Below are 15,074 nucleotides of genomic sequence, written 5' to 3' on the forward strand. Positions count from 1 at the left end.
AACACAAGAGCTCCCGGTAGCCTCGTTCGCGAGCAAGGACTGGGCGTCCCCCTCGGTCCTACAGGTGTACATCCTTGTTGGTCCGCAAGTGAATCAAAGCACCCGTGCAAACACCCAGTACAACCCCGCCGCCAGTCCGATGGCCGCCGGCAGGGTGAGCACCCAGGCCAGCAGCATGTTGCGGATGGTCGGCCACTGCAGGCCGCTGCCGCTGGCGGCCATCGTGCCCGCCACCCCGGAAGACAGCACATGGGTGGTGGACACCGGCAGGCCGAAGCCGTCGGCGGCGCCGATGGTGAGCATCGCCACCAACTGTGCGGCGGCGCCCTGGGCGTAGGTCAGCGGCGCCTTGCCGATGCCTTCGCCCACGGTGGTGACGATGCGCCGCCAGCCCACCAGGGTGCCCAGGCCCAGCGCCAGGGCGACGGCGACCTTCACCCACACGGGAATGAAGCGGATCGTCTGCTCGCCCTCGGCGCGCAGTGCCTGCAGGGTGCTCCAGGTTTCCAGGTCGACGTGCTGCTGGCTGTGATCCAGCAGGCGGATGGTTTCCAGGCTCAGGTACAGGTCGTTACGCAGGGCCTGGACTTCGTCGCCGGGAACCCTGGCGATCTCGCCGTGCTGTTGCAGGCGCGCGGCGACGTCGCCGACGACGATGGCCAGCGACGGCAGCAGGTCCGGCCCGACGTGCTGGTCCTCCTGATAGGACAGCAGGACCTGGCGGGGATCGTCGCTGACGGTACCGCCGGCGTGCTGCAACTGGGCCTGGCTGGCTTGTGCCAGGTTCAACAGCTGGTGGGTCTGTTCCGGGGAGTAGCTGCGATCCACGGCGAACGCCAGGGGAACGGTGGCGATCAGGATGAGCATGATCAGGCCGATGCCTTTCTGCCCGTCGTTCGAACCGTGGGCGAAGGAGACGCCGGTGCAGGTGACGATCAGCAGCCCGCGAATCCACCAGGGTGGTGGTGTGCGCCCTTCGGGCGAGCGGAACAGCGTGCGATTGCGGATGCCCGCGCTCATCGCCCGCAGCAGCACGAAGGCGCTGAAGAAGCCGACCACTGGCGAGAGCAGCAGCGCATAGCCCACCGTCAGCAACTGCGACCAGGCGCCGCCGGAGAGGCCCAGGTGCCCGGCCATCGCGCCGTGGGCCAGGCCGACGCCGACGATGGAGCCGATCAGCGTGTGCGACGAGGAGACGGGCAGCCCCAGCCACCAGGTACCGAGGTTCCACAGGATCGAGGCGATCAACAGGGCGAAGATCATTGCCAGGCCCGCGCTGCTGTTCACTTCCAGCAACAGGTCCAGCGGCAGCAGCGAGACGATGGCGAAGGCCACCGCGCCGCTGGAGAACAGCACGCCGAGGAAATTCCACAGCCCCGACCAGGCCACCGCGAAACGCGGCGGCAGGGCGTTGGTGTAGATCACCGTGGCCACGGCGTTGGCGGTGTCGTGGAAGCCGTTGATGAACTCGAAGCCCAGCGCCACCAGCAGCGCGACGGCCAGGATCAGCATCGGCCAGCCCGGTTGCAGCAAGGTGCCGCTGGCGCGGATGTCCTGGCCGAGGCTGACGAAGGTGAACACCAGGGCGCCGGCCAACAACAGGAAAAAGGTCAGGCGACCCTTGAAGTCGTGGGTTTCGCGCAGTACGGGGCTGATCGGGAACTGGGTCAGGCGCGAGGCGCGCATCACTTCCAGCAGGCCATAGCGGTCAAGCACGGTAGTGGCGCTCCCTCCGGGGCATGAGTGGGGTGCGGGTCACGGCGGATTCCTTGCAGGGATGCGCTACAGACTAGCCGCCCTGTGGACGGTTGGAGTCTACGCAGGTCAATCGGCGATGCATTCCCGGCGGCGGCCGGGTGCCGGGCAGGCCGGCGTTATCGCGTTTTCGCCCGCCCGGCGGGGCCGGCGCCATTCGCGGGCAACCGCCGGACGGCCCGCTGGCGCCCAGTCGCGGCCTTATACTGAAGCCTGGATGACCGGACGCCAGCGTGTGCCCGGCCGGGGTCAGGAGCGGGCGGCAGGTCCTTCGGATGCCGTCGAGCCGGCGAGCGGCCATGAACAGTCTGTGTTTCTCCAGCGCCATCTGGCCGCCCTGGCGGCGGCGCGGTGTCCTCGCGTTGCTGCTGCTGGCGCTGGCCGGTTGTTCCCATCGCGCGCCCGAGCCTGTCGCCCCCATCAGCGAAAGCACCTGGCGGCAGGTGGACGCCGACATCGGCGCCGCCTCGCTCTCCGCCACCACCCAGGCCCGCGCCTACGCCGAAGGCGCTATGGAGCACTGGATGGACCTGGTCTACCAGCGCACCGACAGCCAGTTCATCCCCTGGTTTTCCAGCTACTGGACGCAGCAATGGCTGGGCATGAAGGTCGCCTGGTACAAGATGCAGGCCAAGGGCGATCTCGACCCCACGGTGGATCGCCTGGCGGTCTACCTGCAGGACGAGTACCACCAGCAGGTGCTGGTGCCGGTGGCGAAGGAACTCGATCCCGACTCCATCATGGAGACCGCCGCGCGCCGTTATATCGGCGCGCTGGTGGAAGCCCTCGATGCGATTCCCCAGCGCCGTGGCGTTCCGCAGAAGGTCTTCGACGAACACCTGAAGGGGATTCCGGCGATCACCCTCGGCCCGCCCTCGGGGCGCGACGCCTCGCTGTATGACGTGGTGCGCGCCAAGGATGTCGGCCAGTTGCCGGCCTTCGCCGCGCTGATGCAGGAGATCCGCAAGGCGGCGGGCAAGGCGGGCGCCGGCACCAGAGTCACCGGGGTGTCCCCGGTGGCCCAGCGCACCAGCGCCAAGCTGGTCAACGAACTCAGGAACCGCAGCATCGCCGGGGTGGTCGCCAGTGCCGCCGGCAAGGTCGCCGGCTCGATCATCTCGGTGGCCTTCACCCTGTTCAGCCTGAGCAGCAACGACCATGACCGGCCCGAGGTGGAAAGCCAGCTGCGCAAGGAGATCAACGCCGCCTTCGACGAGCAGTGGCTGGCGCTGATGCATGACCGGCAGGGCGGGGTGATGGCGGGGGTCGACTACCTCGGCGGACGTGTCCAGCAAAGCCTGACGGGCCAGCTGTCGCAACCGGAGGAGGACGAGGAGGCGACCGACGTGCAGTCCTTCGGCGCCGCGCCAGCCCCGCCCATCGATGCCGGCGGCGGTATTCGCGTGCTGCGCCAGGGCCAGGGCTACGCACCCTGAGCATGACGTTCGGCGCGTGACGCTTCGCGCGCAAGGCCAGGCGCAGTATCCTTGCCGCCCGACTTTCGTGGCCGGACGCTGATCCCATGCATTACCAGAACATCCTTTTCGACCTCGACGGCACCCTCACCGACCCGCGTGAGGGCATTACCCGTTCGATCCAGTACGCCCTCGCCCAGCTCGGCATCGACGAGCCCGACCTGCGCCAGCTCGAACACTTCATCGGCCCGCCGCTGCTGCAGTGCTTCATGAGCACCTATGACTTCGACGAGGCGCGCGCCTGGGAGGCGGTGAACCACTACCGCGTGCGCTTCCAGGACACCGGACTTTACGAGAACAAGGTGTTCGACGGCGTCGGCGAGCTGCTGCAACTGCTCGGCGGCCAGGGCCGCACCCTGTACATCTGCACCAGCAAGCCGACGGTGTTCGCCGCCGAGATCGCCCGGCACTTCGACTTCGCCCGGCATTTCAAGGTGATCTACGGCAGCGAGCTGGATGGCACGCGCACCAACAAGGTCGAGCTGATCGAGCACCTGCTGGATATCGAGCAGCTGGACCTTGGGCAGACGCTGATGATCGGCGACCGCAAGCACGACCTGATCGGCGCGCATCGCAATGGTTTGTCCGCCGCCGGTGTCGGCTACGGCTTCGGCAGCCGTGAAGAGCTGCTGGCGGAAGGTCCGGCGCATTATTTCGCGAGCATGGACGAGCTGCGGGCGGCGTTTGCCTGATACTCCCCGGCCGGGGTTGGTTCGCGAGCAAGCTCGCTCCTACAGGTCCACTGCAGGCTGCTCTTTGTAGGAGCGAGCTTGCTCGCGAACCGTGTCTGAAACCCCGCGTCGGGGCATGCCCTCACCCTTTCCCGCTGGCGGGAGAGGGTGAGGGGGCTCTTGTTCCCGTAGGAGCGGATTCATCCGCGATCCGGCCGGTAGGCCGGTGCCGCTGGATAGCAATCGCGGGCGGAGTCCGCTCCTACGGGTTGGCCGACCTCAGCCGCGCAGCCACTCCGCCAGCCGCCCCATCATTGCATCGCACTTGGCCAACTGCTCCAGGCTGACGAACTCGTCCGGCTTGTGCCCCTGGTCCATGCTGCCCGGGCCGCAGACCACGGTGGGAATGCCGACCTGGTCGAACAGCCCGCCCTCGGTGCCATAGGCCACGGTGGAGAACTCGCGGGAGCCGCTGAGCAGGGCGATCAGCTCGGCCGCTTCGGTCTGCGGGTCGGTCGCCAGCGCCGGGTAGGCGGACAGCGGGGTGAAGCGGATGTCCGCCTCGGCCTTCACCGCGCGCATCTTCGGCAGCAGCTCGGCTTCGGCATACTCGCGCAGGTCATCGGCGACCTGTTGCGGGTCGTCGCTGGGCAGCGCGCGCACTTCGAAATCGAACTGGCATTCGGCGGGGACGATGTTCAGCGCGCGGCCGCCGCTGATCACTCCGGTCTGCACGGTGGAGTAGGGCGGGTCGAAGCGCGGGTCGTGGCGCGCAGGCTCCGCCAGGCGGGTGCCGATCTCGCCGAGGCGGCCGATCAGCTGCGCCGCGTACTCGATGGCGTTCACGCCCTGCGGCGCATAGGCCGAGTGGCAGGCGGCGCCGTGTACGTTGCAGCGCATCGCCAGCTTGCCCTTGTGGCCGAGCACCGGCTTGAGTTCGGTGGGTTCGCCGATGATGCAGACCATCGGCTTGTGCTCGCGCTGCTCCAGCGCGGCGATCAGCGAGCGTACGCCGAGGCAGCCGACTTCCTCGTCGTAGGAGAAGGCCAGGTGCACCGGCAGGCGCAGCGGCCGGGCGAGGAACGCCGGCACCGCCGCCAGCACGCAGGCGATGTAGCCTTTCATGTCCGCCGTGCCACGGCCGTAGAGGCGGCCGTCGCGCTCGGTCAGCTCGAACGGCGGGACGGTCCACGGCTGGCCATCGGTCGGCACCACGTCGGTGTGGCCGGACAGGCACACCCCGCCGCGATCCTGCGGACCCAGCGTGGCGTAGAGATTGGCCTTGCCGCCTTCGGCATCGTGGAACAGCTCGCAGGCGATGCCAAAGCCTGCGAGGTAGTCGCGGATGTAGTGGATCAGCGCCAGGTTGGAGTTGCGGTTGACGGTGTCGAAGGCGATCAGGTCGGCGAGGATTTCGCGGCTGGTGGGCATGGTCGGGTCCTGCATGAAAGAGCGCTTTTCTGTAGGAGCGAGCTTGCTCGCGAACCTGGCCCCCGCAGCGGAGGCTGTTCGCGAGCAAGCTCGCTCCTACAAGTACGTGGTCTTACTCGTCGCCCGGCACGCCGTAGCTCGGCGCCTTGGTTGGGTCGAGGGCGCGGGTCAGGTAGTCCTCCAGTTGCGGCTTGTAGGCCACCCAGAGCTTTTCCAGCTCATCGATCGGCGCCTCGTCGGCCCAGTCTACGCGCAGGTCGACGATCGGCCAGACCAGGTCGCCCACCACCTTCATCGCCGCCGAATGCACCGGGCCGGCTTCGCCGCCGGCGGCCATCGCCGCCTGCATGGCGGCCAGCAGGCGCTCGGCCAGACAGCCGTCGGCCTGCTCGAAGGCGCGGGTCATGGCGTCCATGATCGAGGTGGAGGACAGCAGGTTGCCCGCCGCCACGCAGTTCTCGCCGGCCACCGCGTGGTTCACGCCCAGCGCCTGGCTGCCGGTGAACAGCGCGACCTTGCCGTGCTGGTCGATCACGGTCACCTGGCGGTACTGGCTGTAGCCGTTGCTCGACAGCGCCTTGTCCAGCGCCGCGCCCGGCTCCAGGCCGGTTTCCAGCAGGTCGAGGATCTGCGGGCCGAGGGCCGGCAGGGTGACGTTCTGCGTGGCCACCGCGCCGACGCCGGCGCGAACCCAGGGGCAACGGGCGCCCACGGCAATGCTCGAGGAGCTGATGGCGATACCCAGCTGGCCGGTCTCGGCGCAGCGTCCAACGATGGAAAAGGTCATGGGAGCTCCTTAATCAACCTTGTGTCGTGAACGACGAAACGGCGAGGCAGGGAAATCCCCGCGTCGCCGCTTCATCGCGGTACTGCGAAAGTGTTGCGAGCGACGGCCAGGCAAGAGACGGGGATGGACGGGAAAGGCGGAGTTTGCTGTGGCAAATGAGCATTTTCCCGGCCACTCCCAACGCAGCCTGGCCTGGCGCAGTCGCTTTCAGTCCGGGATCACCGCGATGACGTCGATTTCCATCAGCCATTGCGGCTGGCCCAGGGCCGACACCACCAGGCCGGTGGAGATCGGGAACACGCCCTTCAGCCACTTGCCGACTTCCTGGTACACCGGCTCGCGGTAGCGCGGGTCGATCAGGTAGGTGGTGGTCTTGACGATGTGCGACAGGTCGCTGCCGGCTTCTTCCAGCAGTTGCTTGACGTTCTTCATCGCCTGCTCGGCCTGGGCACGCGGGTCGCCCAGCCCTACCAGGTTGCCCTCGAAGTCGGTCCCGACCTGGCCGCGTACGTACACGGTGTTGCCGGCGCGCACGGCCTGGCAGAGGTCGTTGTCCAGGGTCTGGTTCGGGTAGGTGTCCTTGGTGTTGAACATTCGGATGCGAGTGTGGGTAGGCATCTCTTACTCCCAGGAAGCGGCTTTGGGTACGGAGGCTTCGCGTTGCGAAGCGTCCTGGTATTCGACGTATTTGCGCTGGGTGGCGATGTGGCCGGCCACGTGCTTGGCGTCGTGCCAGACACCCCAGATGAAGGTGGAACCCCGGCGCGACAGCCACGGCAGGCCGACGAAGTACACGCCCGGCTCGCGGGACACGCCACGCTGGTGCTTGGGCTTGCCCTTGTCGTCGAAGGCGTCCACCTGCAGCCAGTTGAAGTCCACGGCATAGCCGGTGGCCCAGATGATCGAGGTGATGCCCGCTTCGGCGAGGTCCAGCTCGAGGATCGGATTACGAATGCACTCGGCGTCCGCGAAGACCTTGCGGGCCTCGGGCTCTTCAGGCAGGTCCAGGCCGTTGCGCTCGATGTAGGCATCGGCGGCGTCCAGCAGGCCGAGATAGTTCTCGTCGCCGGCTTGCAGGTTCTTCAGCAGGTCGTCCTGGAAGCTCACCTTGCCGTCAGCGAAGGTCCTGGTCAGGCCGACCAGGGTGATGCCCTCGTTGGCCAGGCGGCGGAAGTCGATGGTTTCGCCGCCACGGGCACCGCTCACGGCGATGGTCACGTGCTCGCGGCCCGGCTGCACTTCCTCGGCGTCCCACAGGCCGAGCACGCCCAGCCACCAGACGAAGTCGCGGTTGCGGTAGGAGCGTGGCGGACGGTCATGGGCGCCCACGGAGAGGAAGACTTTCTTGCCGGCGCGGTTCAGCTCGTCGGCGATCTGCACGCCGGAAGAGCCGGCGCCCACCACCAGCACGGCGCCTTCGGGCAACTGCTGCGGGTTGTAGTACTGGGCCGAGTGGATCTGCTGCAGGCTCTCGGTCTTCGGCGCGATGGCCGGGATCACCGGGCGCTGGAACGGGCCGGTGGCGGAGACGATGCGCAGGGCCTGGAGGGTGCCCTCGGAGGTTTCCACGGTGAAACCGGGGCGGCCTTCGTTGCGGGTGACCTTCTGCACTTCCACACCGGTACGGATCGGCGCGTCGAACTGCTTGGCGTAGGCGACGAAGTAATCGGCCACCTGCTCCTTGTGCGGGAAGTCGTCCGGGCCGACCGGGAATTCCATGTTCGGGAAGCGGTCGTGCCACGCCGGGCCGTTGGCCACCAGCGAATCCCAGCGGCCGGTGCGCCAGGCTTCGGCGATGCGGCTCTTCTCCAGCACGATGTGCGGCACGCCCAGGGCGGTCAGGTGCTCGCTCATGGCCACGCCGGCCTGACCGGCGCCAACGACCAGCGTATCGATTTCCAGGTTTTCGAGCGACTTCTTGGCGAAGGCGTTCGGATTCAGCTCGGTCATGGCTTGCTTCCTCTGACTCTGATCTCGTTGTTCTGCTTGTTGCGGCTGGTAGCGTGGTGCTTGGGCGCATTCTGTTCAGAGGCTGGCAATAGCGAAATTATGTTTTTTGTAGTCGCTGGCTAGGGAAAAGCTGTCGGCCCGCAAGCCACGGGGCATGCGGGGCGGAAAGGGTGGGGGTATAGGATTTTTGGTGGTTGGGGCGACAAATTGGATAGGCAGAAATTACTGGTGATAGTCCGTCACCAGTATTCGGGCTTGCAGGCAGGCTTCTTGCGGGTTGGGACCCGCGGCGGGAATTGATGGGCGTTAAGCTCTTCGATGGTGATCAGGCGGCGGGTCCAGTGGGCGCATTCCAGCAAGGAGCCCGGTGGTTCGCGTTTAATGCCCTCGCGGTGGGGCAATATCACGCCGATCCGCAGTGTCGGGAAATCCTCACGCAGTGCCCTCAGCGCAGGCGCCATGTCGGTATCTGCCGAGACCAGCACGATCTGATCGATGCATTCTCCCGCAGGGGCGTTGGCCTGCTTCGTCGCCAGCCGATACATGCTAATGGCGAGGTGGACATCGGTTTCCTTCTCCTCCAGCTGCCAGATATCGACCTGATCCGCTCTGGAGGCTGGCGTTTGTTTGTTGACGAAGCGGGGCGCCCGGCCGGGCTCCAGGCGATGTCGACCGAAATGGACGTTTACACCCTGTGCTTTGAGCGCTCTTATGTAGGTGTCCTGAGCCTGCTTGGAAAGCACGCCGCGTGAGGCGAGATCGGGCTTTACGCCCGAGGTGAAGTAATGGATTTGGGATGCAAAAGCTTGTGGCTCTTGAACTCGCAGCACGTGCTGAAGCAAGCCGGGGAGGTCAAGCCACTTAAACTCTGTGCCTGCAAGCAGTCCATAAAAGAGGTTGTAGCCATCGACAAAAAAGGCGGTGCGCACGAATTTCCAATCCCTAGAAACGAAAAAACCGGCCAGTGGCCGGTTTCTTCACCCCAACAGCCAGTGAACTTAATCACTGCGTACGGGGTTGAGTCGTGAGGCCGATGGTAGCTAACACATGAGGAATGTGTCAACTGGAAGTTCTCCATGCAACAGGTAAACTGGGCCGCTTCGCGGCCCAGTTTACCTGTTGTTTCTTAAAAGTGAAGACCTATCGTACTTTTTTAGCTCTTAATCTATCGGCTCTCCGCCACCGCCTCGAGGAATCGCTCCAGCACCAGGTTCGGCCGGCGGCCCTTGCGGGTTACCACGGTCAGTGGGATGTCGTAGTGGAAGCGCTCCGGGCGCAGCGGGCGCATGCGCCCCTGGGCGACCCAGTCGGCGGCGTAGTGGTCGGGCAGGTAGCCGATGTAGCTGCCGGTGAGGATCAGGAAGGCCATGCCCTCGCGGTCCGACGCACTGGCGCCGCCGCGCAGCTCCTGGTGCCGTTCCTGCGCCTCGGCGGGGATCCGGTAGCTCGGCGCCACGGCGTCGCAGGCATGGACCTCCTCCACCGCGATGCTCGCGTCGTCGCGCTCGAACAGCGGGTGCTCGCGGCTGCAGTACAGCAGCGAACGCTCCTCGTACAGCGCCGAATACTCCAGCCCCGACAGCGGACTGATCAGCGGCACCACGCCCACGTGCAGGCGGCCGTCGAGCACACCCAGCTCGATCTCGTTGGGCGTGGTCATGCCGATGTTGATCCGCACCCCCGGCCCGCTGGCCTTCAGCGCGCGCAGGGCGTGGGTGATGCGCATCTGCGGCAGGGTCACCAGGTTGTTGATGATGCCGATGTTCAGCGCGCCGCGCAGGTGCTGGTGCAGCTCGTTGACCTCCGCCCGGAAACCCTCCAGCGCCGCCAGCAGCGACTGGGTGGCGCGGTACACCTCGCGGCCCTCGTCGGTCATGGCGAAGCCCGCCCGGCCGCGCTGGCACAGGCGCATGCCCAGGCGTTTCTCCAGGTCGCCCATGTGCAGGCTGATGGCCGAGCGGCTGATGCCCAGCGTGCTTTCCGCGGCCGAGAAGCTGCCGCACTCGACTATGGTTTTGAAGATGCGCAGCAGGCGGATCTCGAAGTCGCTGACCTGGCCCAGGGAGGGGGCGCGGGATTTTGCCATTTTAGTTTTACCAATTCGAAACTGAACGTGAGAAGAATAGGCTTTAACTCACGTTAAGTCAGGCCCAATCTTGAACCATCGCAGCAGGCACGACGCGGCCTGCGCGCCCAACAAGACTGTCGTCGAGGACCAGCTCCATGAACCAGCACGTGAACGTCACCCCGTCAGTGGCCAGCGAACTGAACCTGAAGGCTCACTGGATGCCCTTCAGCGCCAACCGCAATTTCCACAAGGACCCGCGCATCATCGTCGGCGCCGAGGGCAGCTACCTGGTCGACGACAAGGGCCGCAGGATCTACGACAGCCTGTCCGGCCTGTGGACCTGCGGCGCCGGTCACTCGCGCAAGGAAATCGCCGACGCGGTGTCCAGGCAGTTGACCACCCTCGACTACTCCCCGGGCTTCCAGTACGGCCATCCGCTGTCCTTCAAGCTGGCCGAGAAGATCGCCCGGATGACCCCCGGCAACCTGAACCACGTGTTCTTCACCGGCTCGGGTTCCGAGTGCGCCGACACCGCCATCAAGATGGCCCGTGCCTACTGGCGCATCAAAGGCCAGGCGCAGAAGACCAAGCTGATCGGCCGCGCCCGCGGCTACCACGGCGTGAACGTCGCCGGCACCGCCCTGGGCGGCATCGGCGGCAACCGCAAGATGTTCGGCCAGCTGATGGATGTCGACCACCTGCCGCACACCCTGCAGCCGCACCTGGCGTTCACCAGAGGCATGGCCGAGACCGGTGGCGTCGAGCTGGCCAACGAACTGCTCAAGCTGATCGAACTGCATGACGCCTCCAACATCGCCGCCGTCATCGTCGAGCCGATGTCCGGTTCCGCCGGCGTGCTGGTGCCGCCGAAGGGCTACCTGCAGCGCCTGCGCGAAATCTGCGACCAGCACAACATCCTGTTGATCTTCGACGAAGTGATCACCGCCTTCGGTCGCATGGGCAAGGCCACCGGCGCCGAATACTTCGGCGTGACCCCGGACATCATGAACGTCGCCAAGCAGGTCACCAACGGCGCCATCCCGATGGGCGCGGTGATCGCCAGCAGCGAAATCTACGACACCTTCATGGGCCAGAACCTGCCGGAATACGCCGTCGAGTTCGGCCACGGCTACACCTACTCCGCGCACCCGGTCGCCTGTGCCGCCGGCATCGCCGCGCTGGACCTGCTGGAGAAGGAAAGCCTCATCCAGCAATCCGCCGAGCTGGCGCCGTACTTCGAGAAGGCCATCCACGGCCTGAAGGGCGCGAAGAACGTCATCGACATCCGCAACTGCGGCCTGGCCGGCGCGATCCAGATTGCCGGCCGTGACGGCGACGCCATCGTGCGTCCGTTCGAAGCCAGCATGAAGCTGTGGAAAGAAGGCTTCTACGTGCGCTTCGGCGGCGACACCCTGCAGTTCGGCCCGACCTTCAACGCCAAGCCCGAGGACCTGGACCGCCTGTTCAGCGCCGTGGGCGACGCACTCAACGGGGTGGCGTAAGTGAGCCAGCGTCCGCAGGCCGTGCCGACGGTACAGATCGACAACGACAAGGTCCTGGTCACCGAGTGGCGCTTCGCCCCTGGTGCCGAGACCGGCTGGCACCGCCACGGCATGGAGTACGTCGTGGTCCCGGTGACCAATGGCGAGCTGCTGCTGGAAACCCCCGAAGGCGAGCGGCGCGCGCCGCTGGTCCTGGGCCAGAGCTACACCCGCCAGATCGGTACCGAACACAACGTGATCAATCCCTGCGATCACGAAGTGGCCTTCATCGAGATCGAGCTCAAGCAACCGTAAGCGCGCGGGCACGCAAGCAGGCAGCGCCGGAGCCGTCGCCTTAGAGTGGCCGTCCCGGCGGGCCCCGCTGCCCGCCACCGACTAAATTCCCTCTCCCTCTGGGAGAGGGCTTGGGGTGAGGGACGCCTGAAAGCATCCCGCCCCACACTTTCAGCGAGAAGAGACAGCACATGAGCACCGTCAAGCACCTGATCGGCGGCGAACTGATCGCCGACACCGGCCGTAGCGCCGACGTCTTCAACCCGTCCACCGGCGAAGCCGTGCGCAAGGTCCCCCTGGCCAGCCGCGAAACCATCCAGCAGGCCATCGACGCCGCCAAGGCCGCCTTCCCGGCCTGGCGCAACACCCCGCCGGCCAAGCGTGCCCAGGTCCTGTTCCGCTTCAAGCAACTGCTGGAAGCCAACGAGAAGCGCATCGTCCAGCTGATCAGCGAAGAACACGGCAAGACCCTCGAAGACGCCGCCGGTGAACTCAAGCGCGGCATCGAGAACGTCGAATACGCCTGCGCCGCCCCGGAAATCCTCAAGGGCGAGTACAGCCGCAACGTCGGCCCGAACATCGACGCCTGGAGCGACTTCCAGCCCATCGGCGTGGTTGCCGGCATCACCCCGTTCAACTTCCCGGCGATGGTTCCGCTGTGGATGTACCCGCTGGCCATCGCCTGCGGCAACACCTTCATCCTCAAGCCGTCCGAGCGTGACCCGAGCTCCACCCTGCTGATCGCCGAACTGTTCGAAGAAGCCGGCCTGCCCAAGGGCGTGCTGAACGTCGTGCACGGCGACAAGGAAGCCGTGGACGCGCTGATCGAGGCCCCGGAAGTCAAGGCCCTGAGCTTCGTCGGCTCGACCCCGATCGCCGAGTACATCTATTCCGAAGGCACCAAGCGCGGCAAGCGCGTGCAGGCCCTGGGCGGCGCCAAGAACCACGCCGTGCTGATGCCCGACTGCGACCTGGACAACGCCGTCAGCGCCCTGATGGGCGCGGCCTACGGCTCCTGCGGCGAGCGCTGCATGGCCATCTCCGTGGCCGTTTGCGTGGGCGACCAGATCGCCGATGCGCTGGTCGAGAAGATCGTTCCGCAGATCAAGGCCCTGAAGATCGGTGCCGGCACCAACTGCGGCCTCGACATGGGCCCGCTGGTTACCGGCGCGGCGCAGGCCAAGGTCACCGGCTACATCGACGCCGGCGTCGAGCAAGGCGCGCAGTTGCTGGTCGACGGCCGCAACTTCAAGGTTGCCGGTCACGAGAACGGCTTCTTCATCGGCGGCACCCTGTTCGACAAGGTGACCCCGGACATGACCATCTACCAGGAAGAAATCTTCGGCCCGGTGCTCTGCATCGTGCGCGTGAACAGCCTGGAAGAAGCCATGCAGCTGATCAACGACCACGAATACGGCAACGGCACCTGCATCTTCACCCGCGACGGTGAAGCGGCCCGCCTGTTCTGCGACGAGATCGAAGTCGGCATGGTCGGCGTCAACGTCCCGCTGCCGGTACCGGTGGCCTACCACAGCTTCGGCGGCTGGAAGCGTTCGCTGTTCGGCGACCTCCACGCCTACGGCCCGGACGGCGTGCGCTTCTACACCAAGCGCAAGGCCATCACCCAGCGTTGGCCGCAGCGCAAGTCGCACGAAGCCGCGCAGTTCGCCTTCCCCAGCAACGGCTGAGGCTGACGAAAAAGGCATGGTCGCTACCGACCATGCCTTTTTTCTTTCCGCATCCTGATACCGCACACACGGCGATCCGTGCATCGCCGGGGGCCCTGGTCGCGCCCACGACAAGCAAGCGACCAACCACTGTAGGCATCGAGCGCCGGCCCGCCGGCACCCCGAACGTAATGGACGCAACACCCTGCAACGTGGAGACAACAATAATGATCAAGATCCTCAAGCGCACCTCCCTGGCGATCGCTCTCGCCGCCACCAGCCAGTCGTTCGCTGGCGACCTCACCGTCGTGTCCTTTGGCGGCGCCAACAAGGACGCCCAGGTCAAGGCCTTCTACAAGCCCTGGCAGCAGAACAGCGGCAACCGCCTGGTGTCCGGCGAATACAACGGTGAAATGGCCAAGATCAAAGCGATGGTCGCCACCGGCAGCGTCGCCTGGAACGTCGTCGAAGTGGAAGGCGCCGAACTGGCCCGTGGCTGCGACGAGGGCATGTTCGAAGAGCTCGACCCGGGGCAGATCGGCCTCAAGCAGGAAGACTTCGTGCCTGGTGCGATCCAGCCTTGCGGCATCGGTTTCCTGGTCTACTCCACGGTGCTCGCCTACAACCGCAACAAACTCGCCAGCGCGCCGACCAGCTGGAGCGATTTCTGGGACGTCGAGAAATTCCCCGGCAAGCGCGGCCTGCGCAAGCTGGCCAAGTCCACCCTGGAGTTCGCCCTGCTCGCCGACGGCGTGAAGCCCGCCGAGGTCTACCAGGTGCTCGCCACCCCGCAGGGGCAGGACCGCGCCTTCGCCAAGCTCGACCAGATCAAACCCCACATCCAGTGGTGGGAGGCCGGTGCCCAGCCGCCGCAATTCCTCGCCGCCGGCGACGTGGTCATGAGCTCGGTCTACAACGGCCGCCTCTCCGCCCAGCAGCGCCAGCAGTACGGCCTGGACATCGTGTGGAACGGCGGCATCTATGAGTTCGACTCCTGGGCCATCCCCAAGGGCGCGCCACAGCAGGACATGACCCGCCAGTTCATCGGCTACACCCTCGCACCCGAGCAGCAGAAGAGCTTCTCCCAGCACATCGACTACGGCGCCGCCAACCTCAAGGGGATGGAGCTGCTGGACGCCCAGCGCGTGGCTGAACTCCCCACCGCGCCGCAGAACATCGAGCAGCAGATTCCGGTGGATGTGACCTTCTGGACCGATCATGGCGAGCAACTGGAGCAGCGCTTCAACGCCTGGGCGGCGCGGTAAGGTCATAGGGCCGTCAGGCCTTCCCAGGCAGGACCTGGGGTGAATGAAAAGGCCGGTCGAATGACCGGCCTTTTCATTCTTGGATCAGGTGATGGGGGGAGCGAAGCGATACCCATGCTGCTCAATGCCTGGGTTCTATCATCCGCGGCACGCAGCCATCAGCCGCTGCACTTACGCTGCAGGATGAACACCTGTAGGAGCGAGCTTGCTCGCGAACCGCCCAACACCGA

Annotated in this window: 14 protein-coding genes; 7 read left to right on the forward strand and 7 right to left on the reverse strand. The window is 66.0% G+C overall.

What is annotated here, in order from left to right; translation table 11 throughout:
• Positions 1–93 precede the first annotated feature (93 nt).
• Positions 94–1,716 carry an inorganic phosphate transporter gene (locus ACYCAX_RS24975; RefSeq protein WP_460249094.1) on the reverse strand — a complete coding sequence of 541 codons (1,623 nt, stop codon included), beginning with the start codon at positions 1,714–1,716 and terminating at the stop codon, positions 94–96.
• Between the two features lie 338 nt (positions 1,717–2,054).
• Between ACYCAX_RS24975 and ACYCAX_RS24980 the strand changes: the two genes are divergently transcribed.
• Together ACYCAX_RS24980 and ACYCAX_RS24985 are read left to right on the forward strand one after the other, a co-directional pair.
• Complete coding sequence (locus ACYCAX_RS24980; RefSeq protein ID WP_460249095.1) at positions 2,055–3,191, forward strand: hypothetical protein; 1,137 nt, start codon at positions 2,055–2,057, stop codon at positions 3,189–3,191.
• Between the two features lie 86 nt (positions 3,192–3,277).
• The gene (locus ACYCAX_RS24985; RefSeq protein WP_015474913.1) at positions 3,278–3,922 is read left to right on the forward strand and encodes an HAD family hydrolase; all 645 of its coding nucleotides are present in this window, start codon (positions 3,278–3,280) and stop codon (positions 3,920–3,922) included.
• A gap of 258 nt (positions 3,923–4,180) precedes the next feature.
• Here ACYCAX_RS24985 and argE read toward each other — a convergent pair whose 3' ends face one another.
• The 6 genes from argE to ACYCAX_RS25015 all read right to left on the reverse strand — a co-directional run bounded on the left by argE (position 4,181) and on the right by ACYCAX_RS25015 (position 10,155).
• Entirely contained in the window at positions 4,181–5,332 is a 1,152-nt protein-coding gene (argE, locus tag ACYCAX_RS24990; RefSeq protein ID WP_460249096.1) for an acetylornithine deacetylase, read from the reverse strand.
• 112 nt (positions 5,333–5,444) lie between these two features.
• Complete coding sequence (locus ACYCAX_RS24995) at positions 5,445–6,119, reverse strand: DUF1028 domain-containing protein (RefSeq protein WP_294978310.1); 675 nt, start codon at positions 6,117–6,119, stop codon at positions 5,445–5,447.
• A gap of 207 nt (positions 6,120–6,326) precedes the next feature.
• Positions 6,327–6,737, reverse strand: coding sequence for a RidA family protein (locus ACYCAX_RS25000; protein ID WP_015474916.1), 411 nt, complete (start codon positions 6,735–6,737; stop codon positions 6,327–6,329).
• Between the two features lie 3 nt (positions 6,738–6,740).
• Positions 6,741–8,069, reverse strand: a complete 1,329-nt coding sequence (locus tag ACYCAX_RS25005) for a flavin-containing monooxygenase (RefSeq protein ID WP_294978306.1) — start codon at positions 8,067–8,069, stop codon at positions 6,741–6,743.
• A gap of 239 nt (positions 8,070–8,308) precedes the next feature.
• Positions 8,309–8,998, reverse strand: a complete 690-nt coding sequence (locus tag ACYCAX_RS25010; RefSeq protein ID WP_294978303.1) for an NYN domain-containing protein — start codon at positions 8,996–8,998, stop codon at positions 8,309–8,311.
• A gap of 236 nt (positions 8,999–9,234) precedes the next feature.
• Positions 9,235–10,155, reverse strand: a complete 921-nt coding sequence (locus ACYCAX_RS25015; protein WP_460249097.1) for a LysR family transcriptional regulator — start codon at positions 10,153–10,155, stop codon at positions 9,235–9,237.
• A gap of 137 nt (positions 10,156–10,292) precedes the next feature.
• Here ACYCAX_RS25015 and aptA point away from each other — a divergent pair, with 137 nt between their 5' ends.
• The 5 genes from aptA to ACYCAX_RS25040 form a co-directional block, all read left to right on the forward strand.
• Positions 10,293–11,639, forward strand: a complete 1,347-nt coding sequence (gene aptA / locus ACYCAX_RS25020; protein WP_460249098.1) for an omega-aminotransferase AptA — start codon at positions 10,293–10,295, stop codon at positions 11,637–11,639.
• Entirely contained in the window at positions 11,640–11,933 is a 294-nt protein-coding gene (locus tag ACYCAX_RS25025) for a cupin domain-containing protein (RefSeq protein ID WP_015474920.1), read from the forward strand.
• Between the two features lie 170 nt (positions 11,934–12,103).
• The gene (locus ACYCAX_RS25030; protein ID WP_460249099.1) at positions 12,104–13,600 is read left to right on the forward strand and encodes a CoA-acylating methylmalonate-semialdehyde dehydrogenase; all 1,497 of its coding nucleotides are present in this window, start codon (positions 12,104–12,106) and stop codon (positions 13,598–13,600) included.
• 206 nt (positions 13,601–13,806) lie between these two features.
• The gene (locus tag ACYCAX_RS25035) at positions 13,807–14,844 is read left to right on the forward strand and encodes an extracellular solute-binding protein (RefSeq protein WP_294978294.1); all 1,038 of its coding nucleotides are present in this window, start codon (positions 13,807–13,809) and stop codon (positions 14,842–14,844) included.
• 39 nt (positions 14,845–14,883) lie between these two features.
• Positions 14,884–15,074: hypothetical protein (locus tag ACYCAX_RS25040; RefSeq protein ID WP_460249100.1), on the forward strand; the 191-nt coding region annotated here is incomplete at its 3' end.

This window comes from Pseudomonas sp. MT3 (genome assembly GCF_054720805.1).

Bases quoted from the DNA above. Each gene is read 5' to 3' on its own strand.
- aptA (WP_460249098.1), top strand. From the start codon at position 10,293: ATGAACCAGCACGTGAACGTCACCCCGTCAGTGGCCAGCGAACTGAAC.
- ACYCAX_RS24995 (WP_294978310.1), bottom strand. From the start codon at position 6,119: ATGACCTTTTCCATCGTTGGACGCTGCGCCGAGACCGGCCAGCTGGGT.
- ACYCAX_RS24985 (WP_015474913.1), top strand. From the start codon at position 3,278: ATGCATTACCAGAACATCCTTTTCGACCTCGACGGCACCCTCACCGAC.
- ACYCAX_RS25030 (WP_460249099.1), top strand. From the start codon at position 12,104: ATGAGCACCGTCAAGCACCTGATCGGCGGCGAACTGATCGCCGACACC.
- ACYCAX_RS25015 (WP_460249097.1), bottom strand. From the start codon at position 10,155: ATGGCAAAATCCCGCGCCCCCTCCCTGGGCCAGGTCAGCGACTTCGAG.
- ACYCAX_RS24980 (WP_460249095.1), top strand. From the start codon at position 2,055: ATGAACAGTCTGTGTTTCTCCAGCGCCATCTGGCCGCCCTGGCGGCGG.
- argE (WP_460249096.1), bottom strand. From the start codon at position 5,332: ATGCCCACCAGCCGCGAAATCCTCGCCGACCTGATCGCCTTCGACACC.
- ACYCAX_RS25035 (WP_294978294.1), top strand. From the start codon at position 13,807: ATGATCAAGATCCTCAAGCGCACCTCCCTGGCGATCGCTCTCGCCGCC.
- ACYCAX_RS25000 (WP_015474916.1), bottom strand. From the start codon at position 6,737: ATGCCTACCCACACTCGCATCCGAATGTTCAACACCAAGGACACCTAC.
- ACYCAX_RS25005 (WP_294978306.1), bottom strand. From the start codon at position 8,069: ATGACCGAGCTGAATCCGAACGCCTTCGCCAAGAAGTCGCTCGAAAAC.